The organism is Kitasatospora sp. NPDC089797 (assembly GCF_040684795.1).
Lineage (GTDB): Bacteria > Actinomycetota > Actinomycetes > Streptomycetales > Streptomycetaceae > Kitasatospora.
Genome location: NZ_JBFBGS010000007.1, coordinates 61,639 through 84,854 on the forward strand (window position 1 = coordinate 61,639; position 23,216 = coordinate 84,854).

24 protein-coding genes are annotated in these 23,216 nt (G+C 74.2%); 5 read left to right on the plus strand and 19 right to left on the minus strand.

Features of this window, described 5'->3' with window-relative positions; translation table 11 throughout:
- Window positions 1–56: 56 nt before the first annotated feature.
- Window positions 57–878 carry a serine protease gene (locus tag AB0O91_RS07480; RefSeq protein WP_363428920.1) on the minus strand — a complete coding sequence of 274 codons (822 nt, stop codon included), beginning with the start codon at window positions 876–878 and terminating at the stop codon, window positions 57–59.
- 357 nt (window positions 879–1,235) lie between these two features.
- On the opposite strand from AB0O91_RS07480, the gene AB0O91_RS07485 reads away from it, so the two are divergent.
- Together AB0O91_RS07485 and AB0O91_RS07490 are read left to right on the plus strand one after the other, a co-directional pair.
- Complete coding sequence (locus AB0O91_RS07485) at window positions 1,236–2,012, plus strand: DUF4389 domain-containing protein (RefSeq protein WP_363428922.1); 777 nt, start codon at window positions 1,236–1,238, stop codon at window positions 2,010–2,012.
- Window positions 2,013–2,118: 106 nt separating this feature from the next.
- The gene (locus AB0O91_RS07490) at window positions 2,119–3,081 is read left to right on the plus strand and encodes a DUF5133 domain-containing protein (RefSeq protein WP_363428924.1); all 963 of its coding nucleotides are present in this window, start codon (window positions 2,119–2,121) and stop codon (window positions 3,079–3,081) included.
- Window positions 3,082–3,100: 19 nt separating this feature from the next.
- Here the strand turns inward: AB0O91_RS07490 and AB0O91_RS07495 are convergent, their stop codons facing one another.
- Entirely contained in the window at window positions 3,101–3,736 is a 636-nt protein-coding gene (locus AB0O91_RS07495) for a ScbR family autoregulator-binding transcription factor (RefSeq protein ID WP_363428926.1), read from the minus strand.
- Window positions 3,737–3,849: 113 nt separating this feature from the next.
- On the opposite strand from AB0O91_RS07495, the gene AB0O91_RS07500 reads away from it, so the two are divergent.
- On the plus strand, window positions 3,850–4,788 hold the full coding sequence (locus AB0O91_RS07500; protein WP_363428928.1) for a ScbA/BarX family gamma-butyrolactone biosynthesis protein: 939 nt from the start codon (window positions 3,850–3,852) through the stop codon (window positions 4,786–4,788).
- 268 nt (window positions 4,789–5,056) lie between these two features.
- Window positions 5,057–5,749, plus strand: coding sequence for an HAD family phosphatase (locus tag AB0O91_RS07505; RefSeq protein ID WP_363428930.1), 693 nt, complete (start codon window positions 5,057–5,059; stop codon window positions 5,747–5,749).
- Between the two features lie 69 nt (window positions 5,750–5,818).
- Here the strand turns inward: AB0O91_RS07505 and AB0O91_RS07510 are convergent, their stop codons facing one another.
- From AB0O91_RS07510 to AB0O91_RS07535, 6 genes are all read right to left on the minus strand, one after another.
- Entirely contained in the window at window positions 5,819–6,523 is a 705-nt protein-coding gene (locus tag AB0O91_RS07510) for a DAK2 domain-containing protein (protein WP_363428932.1), read from the minus strand.
- Entirely contained in the window at window positions 6,520–7,548 is a 1,029-nt protein-coding gene (locus AB0O91_RS07515) for a dihydroxyacetone kinase subunit DhaK (protein WP_363428934.1), read from the minus strand. Before AB0O91_RS07515 ends, AB0O91_RS07510 begins: the two co-directional genes overlap by 4 nt.
- Before the next feature lie 474 nt (window positions 7,549–8,022).
- Window positions 8,023–8,787, minus strand: coding sequence for an IclR family transcriptional regulator C-terminal domain-containing protein (locus tag AB0O91_RS07520; RefSeq protein ID WP_363428936.1), 765 nt, complete (start codon window positions 8,785–8,787; stop codon window positions 8,023–8,025).
- A gap of 117 nt (window positions 8,788–8,904) precedes the next feature.
- On the minus strand, window positions 8,905–9,237 hold the full coding sequence (locus AB0O91_RS07525) for a putative quinol monooxygenase (RefSeq protein WP_363428938.1): 333 nt from the start codon (window positions 9,235–9,237) through the stop codon (window positions 8,905–8,907).
- Window positions 9,238–9,410: 173 nt separating this feature from the next.
- The gene (locus AB0O91_RS07530) at window positions 9,411–10,319 is read right to left on the minus strand and encodes a hypothetical protein (protein ID WP_363428940.1); all 909 of its coding nucleotides are present in this window, start codon (window positions 10,317–10,319) and stop codon (window positions 9,411–9,413) included.
- 84 nt (window positions 10,320–10,403) lie between these two features.
- Window positions 10,404–10,766, minus strand: coding sequence for a hypothetical protein (locus AB0O91_RS07535; RefSeq protein WP_363428942.1), 363 nt, complete (start codon window positions 10,764–10,766; stop codon window positions 10,404–10,406).
- Window positions 10,767–10,974: 208 nt separating this feature from the next.
- Between AB0O91_RS07535 and AB0O91_RS07540 the strand changes: the two genes are divergently transcribed.
- Window positions 10,975–11,970 carry a winged helix-turn-helix domain-containing protein gene (locus tag AB0O91_RS07540; RefSeq protein WP_363428944.1) on the plus strand — a complete coding sequence of 332 codons (996 nt, stop codon included), beginning with the start codon at window positions 10,975–10,977 and terminating at the stop codon, window positions 11,968–11,970.
- 50 nt (window positions 11,971–12,020) lie between these two features.
- On the opposite strand, the gene AB0O91_RS07545 is transcribed toward AB0O91_RS07540, so the two are convergent.
- The 11 genes from AB0O91_RS07545 to uppS form a co-directional block, all read right to left on the minus strand.
- Window positions 12,021–12,386 (minus strand): hypothetical protein, encoded by a 366-nt coding sequence (locus tag AB0O91_RS07545; RefSeq protein WP_363428946.1) that lies wholly within the window; start codon window positions 12,384–12,386, stop codon window positions 12,021–12,023.
- A gap of 130 nt (window positions 12,387–12,516) precedes the next feature.
- Entirely contained in the window at window positions 12,517–13,263 is a 747-nt protein-coding gene (locus AB0O91_RS07550; RefSeq protein WP_363428948.1) for a glucose 1-dehydrogenase, read from the minus strand.
- A 106-nt stretch (window positions 13,264–13,369) separates the two neighbouring features.
- Complete coding sequence (locus AB0O91_RS07555; RefSeq protein WP_363428950.1) at window positions 13,370–13,801, minus strand: Rrf2 family transcriptional regulator; 432 nt, start codon at window positions 13,799–13,801, stop codon at window positions 13,370–13,372.
- A gap of 161 nt (window positions 13,802–13,962) precedes the next feature.
- Window positions 13,963–15,615: an ABC transporter ATP-binding protein gene (locus AB0O91_RS07560; RefSeq protein ID WP_363429144.1), complete on the minus strand. Its 1,653-nt coding sequence runs from the start codon at window positions 15,613–15,615 to the stop codon at window positions 13,963–13,965.
- A gap of 53 nt (window positions 15,616–15,668) precedes the next feature.
- The gene (locus tag AB0O91_RS07565) at window positions 15,669–16,658 is read right to left on the minus strand and encodes an ABC transporter permease (protein WP_363428952.1); all 990 of its coding nucleotides are present in this window, start codon (window positions 16,656–16,658) and stop codon (window positions 15,669–15,671) included.
- On the minus strand, window positions 16,655–17,749 hold the full coding sequence (locus AB0O91_RS07570) for an ABC transporter permease (protein WP_363428954.1): 1,095 nt from the start codon (window positions 17,747–17,749) through the stop codon (window positions 16,655–16,657). The genes AB0O91_RS07565 and AB0O91_RS07570 overlap by 4 nt, the downstream gene beginning before the upstream one ends.
- 42 nt (window positions 17,750–17,791) lie before the next feature.
- Window positions 17,792–19,510, minus strand: a complete 1,719-nt coding sequence (locus AB0O91_RS07575; protein ID WP_363429146.1) for an ABC transporter substrate-binding protein — start codon at window positions 19,508–19,510, stop codon at window positions 17,792–17,794.
- A gap of 169 nt (window positions 19,511–19,679) precedes the next feature.
- Window positions 19,680–19,772 (minus strand): Ms4533A family Cys-rich leader peptide, encoded by a 93-nt coding sequence (locus AB0O91_RS07580; RefSeq protein WP_363428956.1) that lies wholly within the window; start codon window positions 19,770–19,772, stop codon window positions 19,680–19,682.
- A 246-nt stretch (window positions 19,773–20,018) separates the two neighbouring features.
- Window positions 20,019–20,612 (minus strand): hypothetical protein, encoded by a 594-nt coding sequence (locus AB0O91_RS07585; protein ID WP_363428958.1) that lies wholly within the window; start codon window positions 20,610–20,612, stop codon window positions 20,019–20,021.
- A 48-nt stretch (window positions 20,613–20,660) separates the two neighbouring features.
- Entirely contained in the window at window positions 20,661–21,062 is a 402-nt protein-coding gene (locus AB0O91_RS07590; protein ID WP_363428960.1) for a hypothetical protein, read from the minus strand.
- 356 nt (window positions 21,063–21,418) lie between these two features.
- Window positions 21,419–23,170 carry a polyprenyl diphosphate synthase gene (uppS, locus tag AB0O91_RS07595; protein ID WP_363428962.1) on the minus strand — a complete coding sequence of 584 codons (1,752 nt, stop codon included), beginning with the start codon at window positions 23,168–23,170 and terminating at the stop codon, window positions 21,419–21,421.
- Between the last annotated feature and the right edge of the window lie 46 nt (window positions 23,171–23,216).

Consider the following 23,216-nt stretch of genomic DNA (forward strand, 5'->3'; position numbering starts at 1 on the left):
CCCGGCCGGACGGACACCCGTCCGGCCGGGCGCTTCCGGCGTTCCGGCCCGCCGGGTCAGCCGTTCGCGCGGATCGTCGCCCGGATCCAGTCCGCGTAGGCCGGCGCGCTGCTGTACAGGCCGGGGCCGGAGGCGCACGGCACGTGCCCGCCGACGCCGGGACCGGAGGTGACGCCGATCAGCTCCCAGCGCCCGCCCCGGCCGCGCTGGAGCTGCGGCCCGCCGGAGTCGCCGAAGCAGGCCATCGCGTTCGGCACCCGGCTGACGGTGCACAGCCGGGTGGGGCCCGCGTAGCCCGGGTCGCACTCGGACTCGGCCGCCCGTCGGGTGTCGAGCTGCTGGAGGTGGTCGGGGAAGCGCAGCCCGCCGAGCGCGTCGGTGTCGACGACGGTTCCGAAGCCGAGCAGCCGGGTCGGGGTGCCGGGAGCGCCGGGCCGCTCGGCGACGGGGACGGGCCGCTCCCGGACCGGCCGGTCCAGCCGGATCAGTGCGACGTCGTCCAGGTTGGGCCCGGTGCCCCCGCCCTGCCGGTAGCCGGGGTGGGTGAAGGTGCCGGCGATCGCGCGGACGGTGCCGCCGGCCTTGCGCTCGGAGCTGCCGATCCGGACCGTGCCGGCCGGCGTGACCAGGGCCCGGTCGACGCAGTGGGCCGCCGTCAGCACCCACTGGCGGTCGATCAGCGAGCCGCCGCAGACGCCGTCGGGCAGGCCCGGGGCCGACACCGGGACGGAGGCCATGAACGGGTAGGGCCGGTCGGCGTCCGTCCCGTTGACGATCGCCGAGGCGCTGCCGGCGGTGGCGACGGCGCACCCGAGGGCGACCGCGGTCACGGTGGCGAGACGGGTGGCACGACGCCGCACGAACGTCCTGTCGAACATCGGGGATCCTCCTTGACGTGGGAACTTCCTGAGGCCCCCAGCCTCGCGTTCCAAGATCGTCCGGACGATCCGGCCAACCGGCGTACCGGGGGTGGGGATTTCCCCAGGCCCGGGCCGCGGGCCGACCCGGCGGGCCGACCCGCGGTCAGGCCGACGCCCCGACAGCTCCGGGCGCCCGACAGCGCCCGGCGCACCCGTCCGGAGCAACGTGACGCGCGGTGCGGTCGGCGGACTGCGATCTTCGGAGGGACCCGGCGGTGACGGACCGCCGGGTCCCGTCGTCCCGAGACCGTGGAGGCCCGGATGTGGCAGGCTCCCCCCGCCCCCGTCAGCCGTGAGTGGCTTCCCGTACTGGACATGCCGGCGGTCGGTCGCCAGGACCGCTGGACGGTGCTGCTGCGCCTGCTGCTGCTGATCCCGCAGTTCGTGGTGGTCTGGGTGCTGTCGGTGGTGGCGTTCTTCGTCACGGTGATCGGCTGGTTCGGCGCGCTGATCCTCGGCCGGCTCCCCGGGTTCGCCGCCGCCTACCTCACCTCGTACGTGCCGTACGAGGTGAGGGTGAACGCCTACCTGATGCTCACCACGGACCACTACCCGCCGTTCCGGTTCCGGGCGCCCCAGCACCCCGTGCAGGTCGGGCTGCGCCCGGGGGAGCTGAACCGGCTGGCCGTGCTGTTCCGGATCATCCTGGTCATCCCGGCGTCGATCGTGCAGGGGCTGCTGCACGCGGGGTGGTGGATGGTGTCGTTCATCATCTGGCTGGTGGTGCTCGTCCTCGGCCGGATGCCGCAGCCGCTGTACGAGGCGACCACCGCCATCCTGCGCTACCAGCTGCGGTACACGGCCTACCTGCTGATGCTCACCTCGGCCTACCCCAAGCGCCTGTTCGGCGAGGAGCCGGGCAGCGAGCCCGAGCGGGTGTCGGCCACCCGGCCGCTGGTGCTGAGCGGCGCCGGGCGCGGCCTGGTGGTGGTCTTCCTGATCCTGGGCGTGGTGTCCTGGGCGACCAGCTCGGTCACCGCCTCGGTGAACTCCGACGACGACGGCCCCGCCGACGACTACGGCACCAACCCGACCCAGCACGTGATGGCGCCCCTCGTCCCGGGCCCGGTCGACCGGGGCGCGGCCGACTGAGCCCGGCACCGGCGGCCGGGGCGGGGCCGTCGCTCGGACGGCGGCAGAGACCTCGCGGGCGGCGGTGCGGACGGGTCCATACTGACCGGGACACCAGGAGGTGTTCATGGCGATCGTGGATCCCACCGCGCTGGCCCGGCTGGTCGCGGAGTACGAGGCATTGACCGCCCAGCGCTCGGCCGAGGCCCGGCAGCGACTGCGCGACGTCTGCTACACGCTCGGGGTCTACACCGGGGAGAAGAACGGCGCCCGCGCCGTCGCCCGGGCCCGGGCCCTGCTCACCCGGGCGCGCCCGTCCGCCGCCCCGGCGGCGGGCCCCGGCGCCGCCCCCACCGAGGGTGCGGCGGACGGCACCGGCGGGCTGCTCGCCTCCCTGGGTGAACTCGCGGTGAGCGACGGGCAGCGGCACCGGCCCACCGCCACCCTGAAGGAACTGGTCCAGCTGTCCCGGGTCACCGTGCCGGACTGCGTGGGCGCGGCCGTGAGCACCTGGCACGACGACGGGACGGTGGAGGTCCTGGCCGCGAGCTCCCCGCAGCTGCTGACGCTGGAGCGCGCGCAGGGCGAGGCCGGCTCGGGCCCGCTGCCGCGGATCCGCCGGCAGGGGGACGGCCAGGTCGTGGTCCTGCTCGACACCGGGCGCCCCGGCCGGTTCACGGACCGGGCCCGGCGCTGCGGGGCGCGATCGGTCGTCACCGCGCACCTGCGGGCCCACCCGTACGGGTGCACCGCGTACAGCGCCTACCTGCGCTCCTCCTCGGACGTGGTGGGCGCGCCCTCGGAGGGGCTGGTCGCCTTCCTCGCCCTCCAGGCGTCGATCGAGTTGGACCGCACCGCGCTGGCCCGGTCGGTCACCGACCTGTTCGACCGGAGCCATACGACCGGCGTCGCCATCGGCCTCACCATGGAGCGGTTCGGAGTGACGGCGCACACCGCGCTGTCCCTGCTCACCCGGGTGGCCCAGCGGCTGGGCACCGACCTCGACACGGTGATCCGTCGGCTGGTCGCCGACGCCCGGCACCCGCTCCGGGAGGAGGGCCCGGACGGGGCTGCGGGGCCCGGCCGGTAGCGGCCGGTGGCGGTCGGAGTCAGCCGCGGGCGACCGGCAGGCGGTCCCGGACACGGGTGAGCAGGGCCGCCGGGTCCGGCCCGGGCTGGAGGGCGGGCAGCAGCAGGTGCCAGAGGTCCACCAGGTGGGCCTCGATCCGGCGCCGCCCGTCCAGCGCGTCGGAGACGGTGTGCAGCCCGTAGAAGGCGCAGACCACGGACCGGCCGGCGGCCTGCGGATCGACGCCCGGCGACAGGTCGCCCCGGAGGCGGGCGTCCCGGAGCAGTGCGGTGACCGTCTCGATCCAGCCCACGAAGGGCACCGGCAGGACGGCGTCGATGGCCTTCCGCTCGGACCAGAGCCGGGCGCCGGCCCGTACCACCACGTCGTCGCGGAACGCCCGGGCCACCAGGAAGCTCAACAGCACCAGCCGCTCCATCGGGCACCCGGCGGAATCCGCGCCGCCGATGAGCGGGGGCCAGGCGGCGAAGTGGGCCTCGACGACGGCCCGGGCCAGGTTCTCCTTGCTGGTGTAGTGGAAGTAGACGGCGCCGCTGGTGCGTCCGGAGAGCGCACTGATCTCGCTGATGCTCGTCGCGGCGTAGCCCTTTTCGTCGAAGAGCCGTGCGGCGGCCTCCAGGATGGCCGTTCGCGTCGTCGTAGCCCGTTCTTGCACGTGTTCTCTGCCTCGGTCGGTCCGCCCGCTGATGGGGCAAAAATAGCGGCTTCCGGGTCGTGCGCAGGCGTATTCCACATGCATTTTCGAAAGGCTTGATATGTGCTATTCATATGTCTGATGGGGATTTCGCGGTCGCGGCGGACGAGTCCTTCCCGGTGACCGGAGCGGCTCCGCCGCTCAGCTGGTCGCGGACGGTCCCGCGTGAGCTGGTGCACCGGGTCTCGGTGGCGGAAGTGCTTCTGACGGACGTACGGGAGTTCGGCGCCGGACGGTTCGCGGCGGCGGTGCAGTGGCCGCTCTCCCACCCGACCTTCCCGCGCGGCGGTCGCGGCGCCCACAGCCCCCTGATGATCGTGGAGACCCTCCGCCAGCTGGGCATCTACCTGCCGCTGCGGTTCTGCGTCACCCCGCCCGGGCCGCACTTCCTGATCACCGACGTGCACTACGCGATCGACCCGCGGGCCGAACCGGTGGCGCGGCACGGCGCCACCGAGGTGACCTGCTCGGTCGCGATGGACGGGCTGCGGCGGGACGCGGCCTCCGGCGCGCTGTCGGGCCTGCGGCTGCGCGCCGGATTCCACGCCGACGGACGGCTGTTCGCCACGGCGGGCGGCGGGGCGCGGATCCTGGACACCGACCGGTACGCGGCCCTGCGTGGTCCGGTGCCGGGGCCGCACGCCCCGGTCGGGGGCTCCGGCACCCGGCCGGACCCGGACGTCCTGGGGGTGGCCTCCCCGCACGACGTGCTGCTCGCCCTCGGCCCGGACGGCGCCCGGCTCGACCCGGCCGACCCCCGGCACCCGTACTTCTTCGACCACACGAGTGACCACGTGCCCGGCGTCGCCCTGCTGGAGGCGGCCCGGCAGGCGGTGGCGGTGCAGAGCGCGGGGTGGCTCCGCCGGCCGGTCGCCTGCGTGCTCCGGGCCCTGCGCTTCACCGAGTACCGGCCGCCGGCGGCGGTCCAGTGCGCGGTGTACGGGACGACGGGGGTGTTCCGGATCCGCCAGGGCGCCGGTCCGACCGCCGTCGGGGTGCTGAGGTACTCCTGATCCGCATCCCGAACACGCTGGGAATCGCTTTGACCGCAAAGCGTAACGGTCATAACGTTGGGAACGTTATGTTCCGGATCCGCCCGACGGGTGGATCCGGAACCGGTCCGGCCGGACATGTCCGGCCACCCCGGCGGTCGACGGTCCGTTCTCCCACGGCGGGCCCGCGTCCGGGAACCGCGAGCTCGCCGCGTCGCCCCTCACGCCTGCGCGATCGGTCACGGCCTTCGCTCGCCCGTACTCCTCCCTTTCATCGAACGGTAGAGGCATGGCGAAAGAATCGATCCTCAGCTGGACCCCCACGGCCGTCGTCTTCGACTGCGACGGCACCCTCATGGACAGCGAGAGCCACTGGCAGGACGCCAGGAGCCTGGTGCTGCACAGCTACGGCGTCGCCCCGGACGCCTCCTTCTCGGACCGCGCCAAGGGCCTGCACTACACCCAGTGCGGTCGGCTGATGGCCGAGACGGCCGGCCGGCCCGGGCTGGCCGAGGAGATGACCCGTCAGCTCCTGGAGAGCTTCCGCAAGCTCGTCGCCGAGAACCCGGTCACCTGCCCCGGCGCCCCGGAGCTGGTGCGCGCCGCCGCGGAGTTCGCCCCGCTGGCGGTGGCCAGCAACTGCCCCCGCGACGTGGTCGAGTCCAGCCTGGACCACGCGGGCCTGCTGCCGCTCTTCGGGCACGTGCTGGTGCCGGAGGACTGCCTGCGGCCCAAGCCGGACCCGGCGCTCTACCTGGCCGCCGTGGAGCTCTGCGGCGCGGTGCCGGCGGACGCCCTCGCGGTGGAGGACTCCGCCTGCGGGATCCGGTCGGCCGTCGGCGCGGGCCTGCGGGTCCTCGGCGTGGGACCCCGGCCCAGCGACGAGGAGCGGGCCGCGGTCGACCTCTGGGTCACCAGCCTGGCCGACCCGTCGGTGCTCGCCTGGGCGGCCTCCCGGCCGTCCCGCTGCCCGGCGGGCTGAGCCCGGAGGGTCCGAAACGGGCCCGGGTGCGCGGGGGTGAGAGCCCTCCGCGCACCCGGGCCCGTGCGGTCAGCCCGCCGCGACCGGGGCGTCCGGTTCCTCGCAGCCGACGCCGTCGTCCGTCAGCACCGGGGTCAGCGAGGTGAGCGGCCGCACCGCCGAGGCGAAGAACAGCCCCACGCCCACGGCCCCCGGATCGGGGAGGCCGGACGCCCGCTCCCCGAGGTAGCTGGCCCGGCCCCGGCGGGCCCGCAGGGCCCTGGTGGCGCGGACGCCCCCGAAGGCGGCGTCCGCCGCCAGCAGCAGGGCGGCGTCCACCGGGGTGTCCCGCGAGCACAGCTCCAGGGCCGCCGCGGCCGGCGCCAGCGCGTCGACGAGCGTCTTGTCCCCGGGCACGGCCTCGCCGACGCGCTGGATCGCGGCCAGACCGGCGGCCGTGCCGCGGGCCAGGTCCGGTGCGGTGAGGGCGGGGTGGACGGCGGCCTCGGCGAGGTGGTGCAGCAGCAGCCCGAAGAGCGGGCCGCTGGTTCCGCCGACCTCGTCCAGGAAGGCGGTCGCGGCGACCTGGAGCGGACGCCCGACGGGCAGGGCCGGGCCCGGCGGCAGCCCGCCGAGTGCCGTCATCGCGCAGGAGACCCCGGCGAGCAGGTTGACCCCGAAGTCGCCGTCCCCCGACTGCTGGTCCAGCGCGGTGAGTTCGGGCTCGGTGGCCGCCACCGAGTCGGCGAAACGGGTGATCCACGCCCGGGTGAACGCTTCGTCGAAGGTCGTCACCGTACTGCCTCCATCGCCGTAGGGCCGGTCCACCGCAGGGCGGGGGTGTGCACCGGCGCGTCGTACAGGCCGAGGATCCGGTCGTCGCCGACCAGGAGCGAGACCGAGAAGCCCCGGGTGTCCAGCGCGGTCGAGAAGTCGCCCACCAGGCTGCGGGCGACCCGTACCCCCTGCCGCTCCAGCGTGCGCAGCAACTCGCGCGCCACCGCGTACAGTTCGAGGTCGGTCACCGCGCCCAGCCCGTTCACCAGGGCGATCACCGGCTCGTCGGTGCCCGGTCGCAGCGCCGTGACGAGCGCCCCGGCCATCCAGTCGACCAGCTCGTCCAGGGGCCCGCTGGGCACCGAACGGGCGGCGCGCTCCCCGTGGATGCCCACCCCGAACTCGATCGTCCCGGGCGGCGGGAGGTAGGCGGCCAGCCCGGTGGCGGGGGAGGTGTGGGCGGCGGCGGCGACCGCCATGCTCCGGCAGCGGTCGACCAACCGGCCGCCGAGCGCGGTCAGTTCGGCCAGCCCGAGGCCGCGGTCCGCGGCGGCGCCGAGGACCTTCTCCACCAGCACCGTCCCGGCGGTGCCCCGGCGGCCCACCGCGATGTCCCCGGACTCGGAGGCGAGGTCGTCGTCCACCAGGACCCGGGCGCACGGGATCCCCGCGTGCGCCAGCCGTTCGGCCGCGATGCCGAAGTTGATCCGGTCCCCGGTGTAGTTCTTGACGACGTGCAGCACGCCCTCCGGGCCCGCGACCGCGCAGGACGCCTTGAAGAGCTGGCGGTTGTGCGGGGAGGCGAACACCTGCCCCGGGCAGGCCGCGTCCAGCATCCCGGCGCCGACGAAGCCGATGTGCATCGGCTCGTGCCCGGATCCGCCCCCGGAGAGCAGCCCGACCCGGCGCGCGGCGGAGCGGTGCCGGGAGTGCAGGTAGCCGTCCTCGGCGTCGTGCACGACGAGCCCGCGGTGCACGGTGGCGAAGCCGGCCAGGGCGTCGCCGACCAAGGTTTCCTGAGAGGTCGCGAAATATCCGGCCACAGCGCCTCCTCGGACAAAGGCGGAGCCGAACGGCTCCGCATCTGTCTGTTTGCGCTCAGCCTGAAGGGCGGCGCGGTGGGCGGCAACTCGTGGTCCGGGCGGTTCGGTGGCGCCGGCGTCCGCGCGGGGGAGGGGAACGGGGCCGGAGCGGGCGGTGCCCGTGGGGTGCCGGGCGTTCCGGCCCCCGTTGCTGCATTCCGGTGAGGGAGACGGTGCACCGTCCGGGCAGCGGACGTCCGGGTGGTGGGAAAGCCGTGGAAAAGTCGGGGGAAAGCCTGCGCTGGAGCGTTGGGGAGCCGTGGCACGCCGGCCGGTACCCGACCAACATCACCGTGGTGCGCGGTACTTGACGGGGATCGCCGCGGAGGACGATGCTGTGCGGCAGCCGGGCTAGCTGAGGTGAATGGGATCGCAGCCTCATTCACCCCAGTTGGCCCGGCTGCCGCCGTCCCGCATTCCGGTGACGCGGCCGGGCTACCCGGCCGGCTGACCGGCCTCGGCGGCCTCCTCGGCGGCCCGCTTGACGGCGGCGATCAGCTCCCGGCGGCGGGCCCGCAGGTCCTCCGGGCGGACGGACAGCGAGACGCTGCCGACCACGCCGCCGTCGGCCCCCAGGACGGGCGCCGCCAGGCAGGCCAGCCCCGGCCGGGCCTCCTCGACGTCCAGCGCGACGCCGGTGCGGCGGATCCGCCGCAGTTCCTCGTCGAGCTGCTCGACGGAGGCGATGGTCCGCGGGGTGAACCGGCGCAGCCCCGGCTGTTCCAGGTAGCGGCGCCGGGCGGCCGGCCCGGCGGCGGCCAGTGCGATCTTGCCGTGCGCGTAGGCGTGCGAGCGGGGGTCGACGCCGGTCGCGAGCTCGGGCCGCTCGTCGCCCTCGGCGGCCACGGTCCGCACGTCGGCGATCACCAGGCCGTCGCCCTGGTAGGCCACGTAGTTCGCGGAGGCCCGGGTGGTCCGCCGCATCCGGGCGAGCACCCCGTCGATGCCGCTGCCCAGGCCGGTCTGCCGCAGGAAGGCGCGGTGCAGCGCGGCGACCTGGTAGCCGAGGGTGTAACCGCCGTCGGTGCGGACCAGGTAGCCGCGCTCGGTGAGCGGGGCGAGCAGGGTGTAGGCGGTCGACAGGGCGCAGCCGAGGCTGCGGGCGAGGGCCTTGGCCGAGAGCGGCCCGCTCGCCCGCGCGACGAGTTCCAGCACCTCCAGGGTGCGGTCGGCGGCGCGCGGCCCGGTCTGACCGGCCATGACGGATGCTCCTCGGGGTCGTCCTGCGTGACCCCTCCAGTCTGCCGGTGACCTGCGCCGGAGCGGCCACCGGCCCCCGGGCCTCCGGGCCGCTGCGGCCCCGGGCCTCGCGCGGCCTCAGACCTCGCGCGGCGTGATCTCGCCCATCAGGTCCCAGTCGGACCGGTCGGGGAGGTCGACGCTGATGATCTTCGGCTTGGCGGCGACCGCGCCGGCCAGCGTCTCCATCGCCTGCCGGAAGTGCGCCGACTCCACGTGCTCCCGTCCGGCCTCGCCGTCCCGGAAGCCCTCGACCAGCACGTACTCGTCCGGGTCGGCCACACTGCGGGACCAGTCGAAGAACAGGTTGCCCGGCTCGGCGCGGGTCGACTCGGTGAAGTCGCGGACGATGTCCAGCCACTGCGCGCTGAGCTCGGGGCGGACGGGGAACTTCACGGTGATGAAGATCATGGCAGGTCCCTTCGGGTCGGGTGGGGAGGACGGTCGGACCCCACCCTCCCGGACCGCTGCCCGGCGGGCGAAACGCGCCGCGCCGCGATTCCACCCATGCCGGAAAGCGCCTCCCGCCGGGCCGCGCCGGGGGCGCCGACCGGCTCCGTGGCGACTGTCCGGCGCCCCGGCCGCTATCCGGCGCCGTCCGTGGCGATGAGCTTCTCGCAGTCGGCGATGTGCTGCCGGACACGGCGGGTGAACGCCGCCAGGTCGTCCGCGTGGGCCGCGATGTACTGCTTGTCGTAGGCGGTCTGGACGGCCACCGCGATCCCCATGAGGTTGGTCGACCGCTTGCAGGCGTCGTCGGCGGTCGCGGTGGCGAGCTCGACCGGGCTGTGGGTGACGGCGGCCCCGGGAGCCGGTCGCCGGTCGCGCCAGCGCGGGTCCATGAAGGCGTCCGCCGGGGTGGCGTAGCTGAACCCGCGGGACTTCATGCAGCCGCTCCACTGCCGGTCGGCGGCCACGATCCGGGGGTCGGTGAGCGGTTCCTTCGGGCCGCCGCCCGGGAGGGCGGCCGGGTCCGGGGTGGTGGCCATCGATCCGCCGACGGCGTCCAGCGCCGCCCGCAGGCAGCCGCCCTCGGGCACGGGCCTGCCCTGGTACTCCGTCAGCGGGGCGCCGCTGCCGTCCCGTCCGGCGAGGACCTGCTGGGTGGCGGCCGAGGGCGCCGGGCGGTCGTCCGCGGCGGTGACGGCGTCGTAGCCGGTGGTCGCCACCCGGCCGGGGGAGAAGTAGCCGTAGAGCTGCGAGCGGACGTCCTGGTCGGCGGCCGCGTCCGGGCCCGGGTCCGGCCAGGGCGCCTCCGAGATGCCCAGCTGCCGGAGGCAGTGCGCGCTCGCCGCGTAGACGGCCCGTTGCACGACCGCGCTCTGGGCGGAGGTGGGCAGGTAGACGTCGATCGGCCGTACGACCTGGCCGATCGCGGTGACGGTGGAGATCTCGCCCAGCTGCGGCGGGGCCGGCCGGGTGTCCTCCGCGCCGCAGGCGGCGAGGGCCGCCGCCAGGGCGATGACCAGGCCCGCTGTGGTGGAGCGCTTCATGTTCGTCCTCCGGGAGCGGCACCCGCCACACGGGACCAGGGGTCGGTGGCGGGTGCCGGGTTCACAGGCCGGGACGGCCCGGGATCACGTCCAGTTCGGGTTGTCGATCTCCAGCGCGTAGGTCATCACGTGCGGGAGGGACTGGCTGCCCCCGGGCTTCATCTTGAGCGGGCCGGTGGAGTTGTAGAAGGCGGCCCAGTTCCAGTCGGTCTGTTCGTAGACGACATCGCTGACCTGGCCCTTGTAGCCGTCGGTCAGGTCGCTGATGGTCTTGTAGCCGATGGAGCCCGCTGCACAGAAGGTGCTCTCCGAGCCGCTGGCGACGGTCAGTCCGTGGGTCGGGCAGCCCACCTGGCCGATGGCGTTCGCCGGGCCGGCCACGGCCACCCCGGTGAGGGCGAGGCCGGCGGTGGCGGCGACGGCGAGGAGCTTCCTGCGGATCTGCATGGGAATCCTTTCGAAGGACGTCCTGGGGTGCGGTGCCGGGGGCGGACTCAGCTGCGTCGTCCCGGCCCACTGCGATGGTGGGGGCCAGGGGGACAGGGGCGCGAGCTGTTAGAGGAGAGCTGAATAGCCGCGAATTCGAGTCAAACTTGTACGGAGCACCTCATGCTGCCCGCCGTCGACTTGCCGACCGCAGGCACTCGGGGGAGAGATGCTCGACCTTCGTTTCACCGTGTCGGACCTGGCCCGGACCAGGTTCACCATCTCGCCGATGGACCAGATCCTCGGCGGGACCGCCGGAGCAGGGCACCACTGCGTCGGCCCGTCGGGCGCCCGCGACCGGTGGTGGCGGCGGGTGCGGCAGCGCGTGCCGTACCAGGCCACCCCGTTCCTGGAACTCGTCAACGCCAGCCTCAGGGCCGTCCCGGACTTCCTCGCGGTCGACGCCGACGCCGGGCGCCGCACGCTCACCGACGAACTCGACGCCCTGCTCGCCGTCACCGACGGCACCCTGCGCCAGGACCTCGCCTTCCACGGCGACGGACGGGAACTCGCCCCCATCGTCCGGGACTTGCGGGAGGGCGGCGCGCGCCCGCTGCGCCGGGTCGCCGACGGTGTCTGGGCGCTGTTCCGGTCCTGCCTCGCCCCGGACTGGCCGGACATCCAGCGGGTCCTGAGGGCGGACATCGCCCAGCACGCGCGGTCGGCGGCCGAGGCCGGGCCCGGCGCCATGCTCGGCGCCCTCCACGCGCAGGCGCTCTGGCGGCCCGAGGGCGTCCTGCGGATCCCGGTCCAGGCCGCGGACGAGGAGTTCGACCTGGGGGGCCGGGGGTTGGAGCTGCGCCCGAACTTCTTCCTGACCGGAGTCGCGGCCGGTCTGGAGGGGCGGCAACCGCCCGTCCTGCTGTACCCGGTCTGCGTTCCGCACCCGGACCCGGCCGCGGTGCGCAGGGTGGACGGACTGGCCCTGCTCATCGGCGGGACGCGGGCCCGGGCGCTGCGCTCGATCGGGCGGGGCCCGTGCACCACGACCCTGCTCAGTGACCGCATCGGCCTCAGCCCGGCGACCGCGTCGGCCCACGCGACCGTCCTGCGGGCCGCCGGGGCGATCACCACCGAGCGGGCCGGGACGGAGGTCCGCCACGCCCTCACCCAGCTCGGCCGGGACCTCCTGTTGCACAATCCCGAGCCCGCCGTGCGGAGTTGACGCATCGGCCGCGCCGGGTGGGCACTCGGACCGGCCCCGGGGTATCGGGGTCAGGGCCGGAGCCGGTCGGGGGAGGGCAGGCGGGTCATCGGCTCGTCGGCCCAGGTGTAGACCTCCAGGGCGGACAGCCGCCCCTCGGTGGCGAACACCAGGACGCCACCGATCGGTTCGCCGTCGGCGTCGACCACGGTGGCCTCGGCGGCGGGGCGCCCCGGGACGGGGACGGAGGGGACGGGGGCGGTGTCGTCCAGGTCGAAGTCGAGGCCGGCGCAGGGGCAGGCACAGCCGCCGGTGACCCGTAGGTGGGGGATCTGGGCGCGCAGGGCGCGGTCGGCAGGTGTGTCCGCCCCGAGCAGGGCCTCCAGGAGGGCGACCGCCTCGGCGGGCGGTCGGGGGTCGGCGGTGCTGTCGTCCATGCCGGGAGCCGATCATCCGCGGGGCCGGCGCGTCAACCGGCGTCCGCCCGCCCGGTGTCGGCGGGAGACACCGGAGGCCTGACGGCCGACCGGTGTCCCCCGCTGTCGGGCGATCGCCCTCGGTGCGGTGCTACAGCTGGGTGGCACCGCCGTCGACGAAGAGTTCCGCGCCGGTGGTGAAGGAGCTCTGGTCGCCGGCCAGGTGGAGGGCGGTGGCGGCGACCTCCTCGGGGTGTCCGGCCCGGCCGAGCGGGGTCGGTGCGGCGGGCCCGTCGGTTCGGGCCTCCTGGGGGAGTGCGGCCCGCAGTTCGTCGGCGCCGGGGGTGGAGACCGGACCGGGGGTGAGGGCGTTGACCCGGATGCCGCGGCCCGCGAGTTCGGCGGCCCAGGTGCGGGCGAGGCTGCGGATCGCGGCCTTGGTGGCGGCGTAGAGGCCCAGGCCCGGCACGGCGCGCAGCGCCGCGCTGGAGGAGAGCAGGATGACCGAGGCGCCGGGCGACAGCAGGGGGAGCGCCTTCTGGACGGTGAAGACCGTGCCCTTGAGGTTGACGGAGGTGGTGCGCTCGTACTCCTGCTCGGTGATCGTGCCGAGCGGACCGGAGCCGCCGACCCCGGCGTTGGCCACCACGACGTCGAGACGGCCGCTGCGTTCGGTGATCTCGGCGAACAGCCGGTCGAGGTCGTCGAGGCGCGACACGTCGCCGCGGATGCCGATCGCCCGGTCGCCGATCTGTGCGACGGCGTCGGCGAGTTCGGCCTCGCGGCGGCCGGTGAGGTAGACGGTGGCCCCCTCCTCGGCGAACCGGCGGGCGATGGCGAGGCCGATGCCGGTGGAGGCTCCGGTCACGAGGGCGGTCCTGTGCTCCAGCTGTCCCATGGTGGTTCTCTCCTGGTCGTTGATGTAACCACTATTGTTACATTGTGGGCGGCAAGAAGTGCCCCGCGGTCACGGCCGGACGGTTCCGCCCGGCCCGGGGGTGGCGCTAGGCGGCCTTCAGGACGTCGCGCAGGACGGCCTCCAGCGTGGTCCTCGCCAACTCGGCGCGAAGGGCGGTCTCGACCCCGTCGTAGACGGCGCCCAGCACCGGCCCGATGCCGTGGCCCACGACGCACGCGGGGTCGGGGGCGGCGGGGTGCAGCGCGAAGACCGGCCCCGGCTCCACCGCCTCGTACACGTCGAGCAAGGTGATCTCCGACAGCTCCCGCAGCAGCGTCCAGCCGGCGCCGGCGCCCCTCCGCGAGTCGGTCAGCCCGGCCTTGCGCAGCTGGGCCAGCAGGCGCCGGATCACCACCGGGTTGGTGTTGACGCTGGTCGCGATCTGCTCGGAGGTGGCGACCTCGTGGCCACGGCGCTGGTACAGCCCGATCCAGGTCAGGGCGTGCGCCGCGACGGTCAACCTGCTGTTGGCGCTCATTGCGGCCTCCACCCCCCTGTCCTGTTGTAACCATAACAGTTATGACGCCCGGGGCAAGGGCCCGAGCGCGGACAGGCTGCGGGCGTCGGTCGGCGGGCGCCGGTACGCCCCGGGTCTCCCCGCAGGGTGCGGGGAGACCCGGGGCGATCGGCCGACGGCGGTCAGACTCCGGTGGCGGCCAGGCGGGCGTGGCGGCGGGCGGTGGCCTCGGCCGGGTCGAGGACCGGGACGGCGGCCAGCAGGCCCTTGGTGTACGGGTGTTGCGGGGAGTCGTACACCGTGGCGGCGTCGCCCTGTTCGACGATCCGGCCGGCCCGCATCACGGCGACCCGGTCGCTGACCTGGCGGACCACGGCGAGGTCGTGGGCGACGAACACCAGGGCGAGGCCGAGGTCGCGCTGCAACTCGCCCAGCAGGTCGATCACCTGGGCCTGGGTGGTGACGTCCAGCGCGGAGACCGGCTCGTCGCAGACGATCAGCTTCGGCCGGGGCGCGAGGGCCCGGGCGATGCCGACCCGCTGGCGTTGGCCGCCGGAGAACTCGTGCGGGTAGCGGTGGTACCAGTCGGGGTCCAGCCCCACCCGCTCGAGCAACTCGCCGACCCGGGCGCGGATCCGCCGCTCGTCTCCCTCACCGGCGATCCGCAGCGGGTCGGCGACGGAATCGCCGATGCTGCGGCGCGGATTGAGCGAGGAGACCGGATCCTGGAAGACCATCTGGAGCTCGCGCCGCAGCGGGCGCAGTTCCTTCTCCCCGAGCGTGCCGATCTCCCGGCCGCGGTAGTGCAGCCGGCCGCCGGTCGGCTCCAGCAGCCGGACGAGCATCCGCCCGAGGGTGGTCTTGCCGGAGCCGGACTCGCCGACGATGCCCAGGGTCTCGCCGGCCCGGACGGTGAGCGAGACGCCGTCCACCGCGGGCACCGGGGCGCCGCGCCGGACGAGGCCGCCGCCGCGGGTGCCGAAGTCCTTGCGCAGGTCGGTGGCCTCGAGCAGGACGTCGGCTCCGGCCGCCCGCGGTGCGGCCTGCGGTGCGGTCTGCGGAGCGTTGACCCGGGGCACCGCGGAGAGCAGCGCCCGGGTGTACGGCTCGCGCGGGGCGCCCAGCACCTCGGTGACCGGGCCGTGTTCCACCACCCTGCCGTCCTTCATCACCAGCACCCGGTCGACGCTCCCGGCGACCACGCCCAGGTCGTGGGTGACCAGCACCAGCCCGGCCCCGGTCTCGGCGCGCAGCTCGTGCAGCAGGTCAAGGACCTGGGCCTGGACGGTGACGTCCAGGGCGGTGGTGGGCTCGTCGGCGACCAGCAGGCGCGGCTCGCACGCCAGGGCCATCGCGATCAGCACCCGTTGGCGCATGCCGCCGCTGAACTCGTGCGGGCGCGAGCGCGAGCGGCGGGCCGCGTCGGGGATGCCGACCCGGTCGAGCACCTGGACGGCCCGCTCCCGGGCGGCCCGGCGGGAGACCGGCCGGTGCACCCGGACGACCTCGGCGATCTGGTCGCCGACGGCGTAGTACGGGTCGAGCGCGGACAGCGGGTCCTGGAACACCATGGCGGCCAGCGAGCCGCGCAGGCGCCGGAGTTCGGCGCCCTCGGCGGTGACGGCGTCGACGCCGGCGACCCGGACCGAGCCGCCGATCCGGGCGCCGGTGCCGCGGTGCAGGCCGAGCAGCGCGTAGGCGACGGTGCTCTTGCCGGAGCCGGACTCGCCGACGATGCCGAGCGCCTCCCCGGCCGCCAGGGTGAAGCCGACGCCGTCGACGGCGCGCAGGTGACCGGTGCCGCTGGGGGAATCGGTCGGGAAGTCGACGACCAGGTCGCGGACGTCGACCAGGGGTCCGGTGGCGGCGGTGGCGGGGGCTTCGGCGCTCACGTCAGGACCACCCTTCGGTCGGTCACCGCGTAGAGCACGTCCGCGATGACGTTGGCGAGGGCCACGAAGAACCCGGTGACGAGGGTGAGGCCGACGACGGTCGGCAGGTCGATCAGGCCGACCGAGGTGACCAGCAGCTTGCCGAGCCCCGGCAGGCCGAAGAGCGTCTCGGTGAGCACGGCGGAGCCGAACAGCGTCCCGAGGTCGATGGCGCTGAGCGCGATCACCGGGGCGAGCGCGCCGCGCAGCGCGTGCCGGGTCACCAACTGCCGCTCGCTGACGCCGTACGCCCGGAAGGTCCGGATGTGGTCGTCGGCGAGCGTCTCCAGCATCGAGGAGCGGGTCAGCCGGGCGTACTTGGCGGACTCGATGAGCGCGAGCGACACCCAGGGCAGCAGCAGTCCCCAGAACCACTGCTGGGGGTCCTCGGTGAGCGGTACGTAGGTCGGGAACGGCAGCCACTGGAGCTGGGCGCAGAGCACGATGAGCAGCACCAGGCCGATGACGAACACCGGGACGGAGGTGCCGGCCAGCGTCAGCCCGGTCAGCAGGCGCTCGCTGAGCCGGCCCCGGCGCAGCGCGGAGAGCAGGCCGGTGCCGACCCCGAGGACCAGCCAGATCACCATCGCGCCGAACGCGAGTGAGGCGGTCACCGGGAGCCGGGCGGTGATCATGTCGGTGACCTGCTCGCCGCTGCGGTAGGAGACGCCGAGGCAGGGCGCCGGGCAGTGCAGCAGGCCGGTCCCGGCGCTGAAGTCGCGGCCGGCGAACAGGCCTTGGAGGAAGTGGGCGTACTGCAGGTACACCGGCGCGTCGAGGCCGAGGCGTTCGCGCACCTGGAGGACCTGGGCGGGGCTGCACTTCTCGCCGCAGGCCAGCTGGGCCGGGTCGCCGGGGGCGATGTAGAAGACCGCGTAGACGATCAGCGAGAGGGCGAGCAGTACGCCGATCATGCCGAGGGCCTTGCGGAACAGGAAGCGGATCATGCGGCGGCCTCCCCGGTGGTGCCGGCGGTCGTGCCCTCGGTGTCGGCGGTGCTGCCCGCGGTTGCCGCGGCGGTGGTGCCCCCGGCGCCGTCCTTCGCGGTGCCGCCCTTCGCGGTGCCGTCCTTCGCGGTGCCGACCCGGAGCCGGGAGGCGGCGCGGGGGTCGAGCTCGGTGCGCACGGCGTCGCCGAGCACGGTGAAGGCGAGCACGGTGGCGAACAGCAGTGCCGACGGCAGCAGGACGTACATCGGGTCGGCGCGGAACCAGGTGGTCGCGCCGGAGAGCATCTGCCCCCAGGAGGAGGTGGGCGGCTTGACGCCCACCCCGAGGAAGGAGAGTCCGGCCTCGGCCATCACGTTGGAGGGCAGCAGGAGCATCGCGTAGGTGATGACCGGCGCGGCCAGCGAGGGCAGCAGCTCCCGGCGGGCGATCCGCCACCGGCCCGCCCCGGCCAGCCGGGCCGCGGCCACGTAGTCGAGCTGACGGAGGCTGAGCGTCTGCGCCCGGACGATCCGCGCGGTGCCGCCCCAGCCCAGCAGTCCGATGACCAGGGTCAGCAGCAGCGGGCGGGGGAAGTCCGAGGGCACGACGGCCATCAGCGAGATCGCGAAGACCAGCGAGGGCAGCGCGAGCATCACCTCGGTGGTGTTGCCGATCAGCTGGTCGAGCAGCCGGCTGCCGAGGCCGGCGGCGAGGCCGAGCAGGACGCCCAGGGTGACCTGGACGAGGGTGGCGCCGACGGCGACCAGCAGCGAGATCTGCGCGCCGTACACGAGCCGGGCGAACACGTCCCGCCCGGTGCCCGGTTCGACGCCGAGCCAGTGGTCGGCGCTGACGCCGCCGAAGGAGCCGGTGGGGACGCCGCCGGCGGCCGAGTCGATCAGGTCGTTGTGGAAGCCGGTGGGGTCCTGCCCCTCGAGGGCGCTGAGCAGCGGCGCCGCCGCCGCGACCAGGACGAGCAGGACGATGACGAGGCCGGCCGCGCGGGCGGCGCGCCGCGCGAGCAGCCGCCGCCACACCTGCCGGCCCCCGGCGGCCGGGGCGGCCGCGCGGGCCTCCCCGGTGCCGGGCTGCTGTGGTGCTGTAGCCATGGTGGTCCGATCGATCCGTTCGATCCCGTCCGATCCCGTCCGCTACTTGACCGCGACCTGGGAGACGTCGAGCACCCCGGTCCAGTCGCTGATCACGATGTTGCGGACGTCCTTGCCGGAGAGGCGCTTGTAGACGGGGTGGAACAGCGGGACGGTGAGGGCCTGGTCACCGATCTGCTTGTCCAGGGCGCCCCAGCGCTTGGCGGCCTCGGCGTGGTCGGTGATCTGGTTGATCCGGTCGATCTCGTCGTTCACCGAAGGGTCGTTCAGCAGACCGGAGTTGAAGTTGTAGCCGTCGGTGACGATCTGCCGGCCGTCGAAGATCGGCGCGAGGAACGGGCCGCCGGACGGCCAGTCGGCGCCCCAGCCGGAGAGGAACAGGCCCGGCTCGGTGCTGACGGTGTGGACGGTCGAGGAGTACTTGGTGGAGTCCAGGGACTCCAGCTGGACGGTGATCCCGGACGCCTTCAGACCGTCCTGGACGGCGGTGGCGAGGTCCGGACCGTAGCCCTTGCCGGTGGAGCTGGAGTGGGTGAGCGTGATGGTCAGGCCGTCGGGGTAACCGGCCTCCTTCAGCAGCTCCTTGGCCTTCTCCGGGTTGCCGGTCGGGCCGGCCGGGAACGGGTCGTACGGGGTGTACCCGAAGGTCTCCTGGTCGGGCAGGAAGGTGGTGGCGGCCTCGGCGAGCGAGGAGCCGCCGGCCGCGTTGACGACCGAGGTGCGGTTGAGCGCGTAGGCGACGGCCTGCCGGACCTTCGGGTTGTCGAAGGGCTTCACCTTGGGGTTGAACGCCAGGTAGTTGACGTAGCCGAAGTGGCCGGTGCCGACCCGGGCGGCGAGGGCCTTGTCGTCCTTCACCTGGGCGAGTTCGGAGGGGCCGAGGTTGGTGTCGGTGGTGACGGCGGCCGCGTCGGCGCCGGTGCCGGTGGCGAGCCGCTGGTTGATCACCGCCGGGTCCAGGCCGGACTGCACGTCGATGGTGTCGGGGTAGGCCTTGCGCTGGTCGTCGGTGGCCGTCGACCAGTTGGGGTTGCGCTTGAGGACGAGGTGGGTGCCGTCGTTCTCGTTCTTGACCACCTGGTACGGACCGGAGGAGACCGGGTGGTCCTGGTACTTCGCGCCGGTGTCCTTGGCCTTGGGGACGGGGGTGAACTGGGTCTGGGTGGCCAGGTAGGGGAAGTCGCCCTCGGGCTTGTTCAGGTGGAAGACGATGGTCTTCTCGTCCGGCGTCTCGATGGCGTCCAGGCCGTGGCTGTCCTTGTACGGGCCCTGGTAGTCGGCGGCGCCGACCAGCCAGTCCCGCAGGTACGGTGCGCCGCCGGAGAGCTCCGGGGCGAAGGAGCGCTCGATGCCGTACTTGATGTCGGCGGTGGTGATCGGCGAGCCGTCCTCGAACTTCAGACCGTCCTTGAGGTGGAACGTCCACACCTTGGCGCCGTCCGAGGGGGTGCCGGTGTCGGTGGCCAGGTCGGGGACGACCTTGGTGCCGGCCGCGCCGTCGGCCCGGTTGCGGGTGGTCAGGGTGCGGAAGACCAGCGAGGGTACGTTGCCGCCGCCGGAGGTGTAGAGCCGCGCGGGGTCGAACTGGTCCTGCGGGTTCTGGTTGAGGACGGTCAGGGTGCCGCCCTGCTGGGGCGCGGCGTCCTTGCCGGTGCTCCCACCGCCGTCGGTCTTCGGCCCGCAGGCCGCCGCTCCGGCGACCAGGGCGACGGTGGCGATCGCCGCGGCGAGGCGGCGGGGGGTGAGGGCGGGGCGGGACAGGGCGGATCGGGACATCGGAAAGTGAGCCTTTCGCTACCGATGGTGCACGGATAGTGCACGGAGGAAGGCGGGCGACAGTGAGGCCGTCAGGAGAGTGCGCGGCACCGCGCCCGCAGGGAGGGGCGAAGCCCGAGGCGGCGGTCACCGCAACGCTTCGGGACAGGCGGTTTCAGCGACAGTGATTGTCGGAGACGCAGTGCGCGGCCACGCCGATCAGCGCCAGCTCGATGGCGGCGCACTCGATCGGGTGACGGGCAGACATGTCGAGAAGACTGTAGGACGACAATCGGAATGTCAAACCTCCGACTCCGGACGACCGGGCGAAGGGCCAGGTCAGATGGGGTCGGAGGCTGGTGATGACGGGCCGGGGGAGGGAGCCGGAGATCGACCGGACGGCCCCGCCCGGATGGCGGACGGACGATCTCCGGGCCGGCGGTACGAGGGCGCCGCCGCCCCGGGGCGGCGGACCCGGGACGGCGGCGGGACGGGGCGGCGGCGGGGGGACCGGTCAGCCGTAGTAGTTGTGGATCTGGTAGATGATGTTGTTCCGGAAGTAGTGCCCCTGGACGTCGTAGAAGTTGCCGCCGCGGATGGTCACGCCGACGCCGTCGGGCTCGGAGTCGACCCGCGGGGCCGACGGGCTGGTGACGTTGTTGCCGCTCGGCACGCCCTGCGGGGCGGTCGACTCGGCGGCGTACGTCAGGCTCTCGGAGGTCAGGATCTGGCCGGTGCCCGCGTCGCGCCAGGCCTGGACCATCAGGTTGTCGTGGCCGTTGTAGGCGATCGACGGGGCGGCGTTGGTGTTGGTGTTCCGGACCTGCTGCCAGTTGTTGTCCCAGTGCCAGTACTGGAAGTTCAGGCCCTGGCGGTAGATCCGGTTGTCGGTGCCGCGGTGGAGCACGGTCAGCCGGTTGTCGGGCGAGGTCGAGGCACCGGCCGCGGACTCCGTGCGGGCGCCGCCCGGCAGTTCGGTCCAGGGGCTGAAGTTCCGGTTGACGCCCATGGTGGCGTGGTAGATCCGCTCGTTGGCGCCGACGGCGATGAAGTGCAGCAGGTCCGGGGAGGCCGCGACGGCCGGTCCCAGGTCGGGGCGGACGGCCACGTTGGAGCCGCCGATCCGCTGCGTGCTGAACTGGATGGCCGAACTCCATTACCAGTTGCGGTGGTTGGAATCACCGGGGTTGGCGAGGGTCTGACCCCAGAGGTCGCCGTTCTGCCCGGTGTGCCAGATCCAGAGCTCGCCGCGGTACGCGGTGATCGCGGGCGCGCCGAACGTCACGCCCCCGATGTGGTTGAAGCCGCCGCCGTCGACGTTGAACCACAGGGCGTTGTCCCCGCCCCGGATGACCTCGACGTTGCTCCCCCGGTAGTACGCCATCGCCGGCGAGTCGGGGGTGCTGCCGTTGTGGTCCGCCTCCTGCCAGGGCGTGGTGGCCCCGGCCGGGGCGGTGGTCGCGAAGACGGCGGCCAGCGCGGTGAGCAGGACGGCCACCAGGGTGGCGAGCCTGGAGCTCCTTCGCAGCCGCGAGGGGGTGCGGGGTCGTGCGGTCATGTCTGCTGCCCTTCTGCTCCGTGAGCCCGGGTACACGGGTGGCTCCGGAGCGATGACGTGGAGTCACGCGGCCCGCCGACGGCCCGCACGGGGGTGTGGTCCCCGGCGGGCTCGGGGCCGCTCGACGGAGAGGCTGTCAGCGAGGGCGACCGCAGGGCATCAGTCATCTGACTTAGCCGGTGATGCGTCCGGTGCGGCGCGGTGCGGTGCGGCGCGGTGCGGTGTGGCGCGGTGCGGTGTGGCGCGGTGCGGTGTGGCGCGGTGCGGTGTGGCGCGGTTCGGTGTGGCGCAGGTCGGTGCGCTGAACGGCCCGGGGGAATCGTGCGCGAAGGCGACGTACCCGCCCCCGGCCGCCGTCACGGTGCGGGGTCGGGCCGGGGGACGGCGCCGTAGCGGCGGCTGCGCCGGGCGTAGGCCTCGACGGCGTCGCGCAGGGCCCGGCGGTCGAACTCGGGCCAGGGTGTGTCGAGGAACATCAGTTCCGCGTAGACGGACTGCCAGGGAAGGAAGTTGGACAGGCGGTGCTCGCCGCCGGTGCGCAGCAGGAGGTCGACGTCGGGCAGGTCGGCCAGGTGGAGGTGGGCGGCGAGGTCGGCCTCGGAGAGGGTGCGGGGGTCCAGGCGTCCGGCGGCGGCCTCGGTGGCGAGGCGGCCCGCGGCGGCGGTGAGTTCGGCCCGGCCACCGTAGTTGAGGCACAGGGTGAGGGTGAGTGCGCTGTTGTGGCGGGTGCGTTCGGTCATCGAGGTCAGGACGCTGACCAGGTCCAGCGGCAGGCCCGCGCGCTGCCCCGCCCAGCGGACCCGCACGCCGCGCTGGTGCCAGGTCGCGGCGCTGTCCCGGAGCAGTTCCCGGGGGAGGGCGTGCAGCAGGGTGTTGACCTCGGCGGCGGGGCGCCTCCAGTTCTCGGTGGAGAACGCGTAGACGGTCAGGTAGCGGACCCCGAGCTCGTGCGCTGCGTCGACGACGTCGTTCAGGGCCTTCATGCCCGCCCGGTGTCCGTGGTCGCGTTGCAGGCCCCGGGCGGCGGCCCAGCGGCCGTTGCCGTCCATGATGACGGCGACGTGCCGGGGCGGGCCGCCCGTGGGCGGGTCGTCGGGGAGCGTGGCGGGCGTGGCGGGCAGGGAGGCCGGGGCGGCCGGGGCCGGAGGGGGCAGGGAGAGGTCGCCGAGCGGGGAGGGGAAGAGCGCCCAGGCGAGCGCGGTGGTGGCGCGGGCGGTGAGCAGCAGGCGGCGGGAGCGGCGGCGGCTGATGGTCAACCGGTGGCGGGGGAGGGCGGCGGCCCGCTCGTCGACGGTGTCCAGCAGCAGCCGGTGGAGGTCCAGGTAGCAGGTGAGGGCGGTGCCGATCGCGGGGTGCAGGACGGGCGGGAGCTGGGGGGAGTTGTCGAACCAGGTGCGTGCGGTGCCGGTGAGGTGGTGGACCATCGCCTGGAGGGCGGCGGAGCTCCGTCCGGTCAGGAGGTCCCGGGGCGGCACCCCGAAACGGTCCAGGACCTCGGCCGGGAGCCGGATCCGGTGGCGTGCGCCGTCCTCGCCGAGGTCGGCGAGGGCGTCGGTGAGGTTGACGGCCCGGGCGAGGTTCTGCCAGACGTCGAGGGTGCCGGCGTCCTGGCGGAGGCTGACGGACAGGCCGGCGTTCTGGACGAGCATCGAGGCGGTCTGGATCACGAACGGCGCGTTGACCATGGCGACGTAGTCGTACCAGTCATCCCAGGTGGCGAACTCGCGGCCGGTGGTGTCGGCGAGCTGGCCCTCGAACACCGAGCGCAGCCAGTCGGGCGGGAGGTCCCAGCCGCGTACGGTGTGCAGGAGCGCGGCGCGGACCGGGTCGTCGCTGCGGCCCCGGCGCAGGTCCCGCTGGAACTCCCGGTTCCAGGCGTCCAGGCGCTCGGCGGCGCCGGTGCGGTCGCTGTCGTCCTCGGCGAGGTCGTCGATGGTGCGGGCCGCGCCGTACAGGGACCAGAGCGCGACGCGCAGCCGCAGCGGGAGCAGCAGGGTGGTCGCGTACTCGATCTCGCCGGTCCGGCGGGTGGCCCGGCGGCACAGCTCGAAGCCCTGCTGCGCCAGGGGCTCGGCGATGTCCAGGCGTCGGTAGCGCGCTGCGCGCATGGCGGTCTCCCGTCCGCGGCTGTGGGGTGGGGGTGGGGCTGTTCCT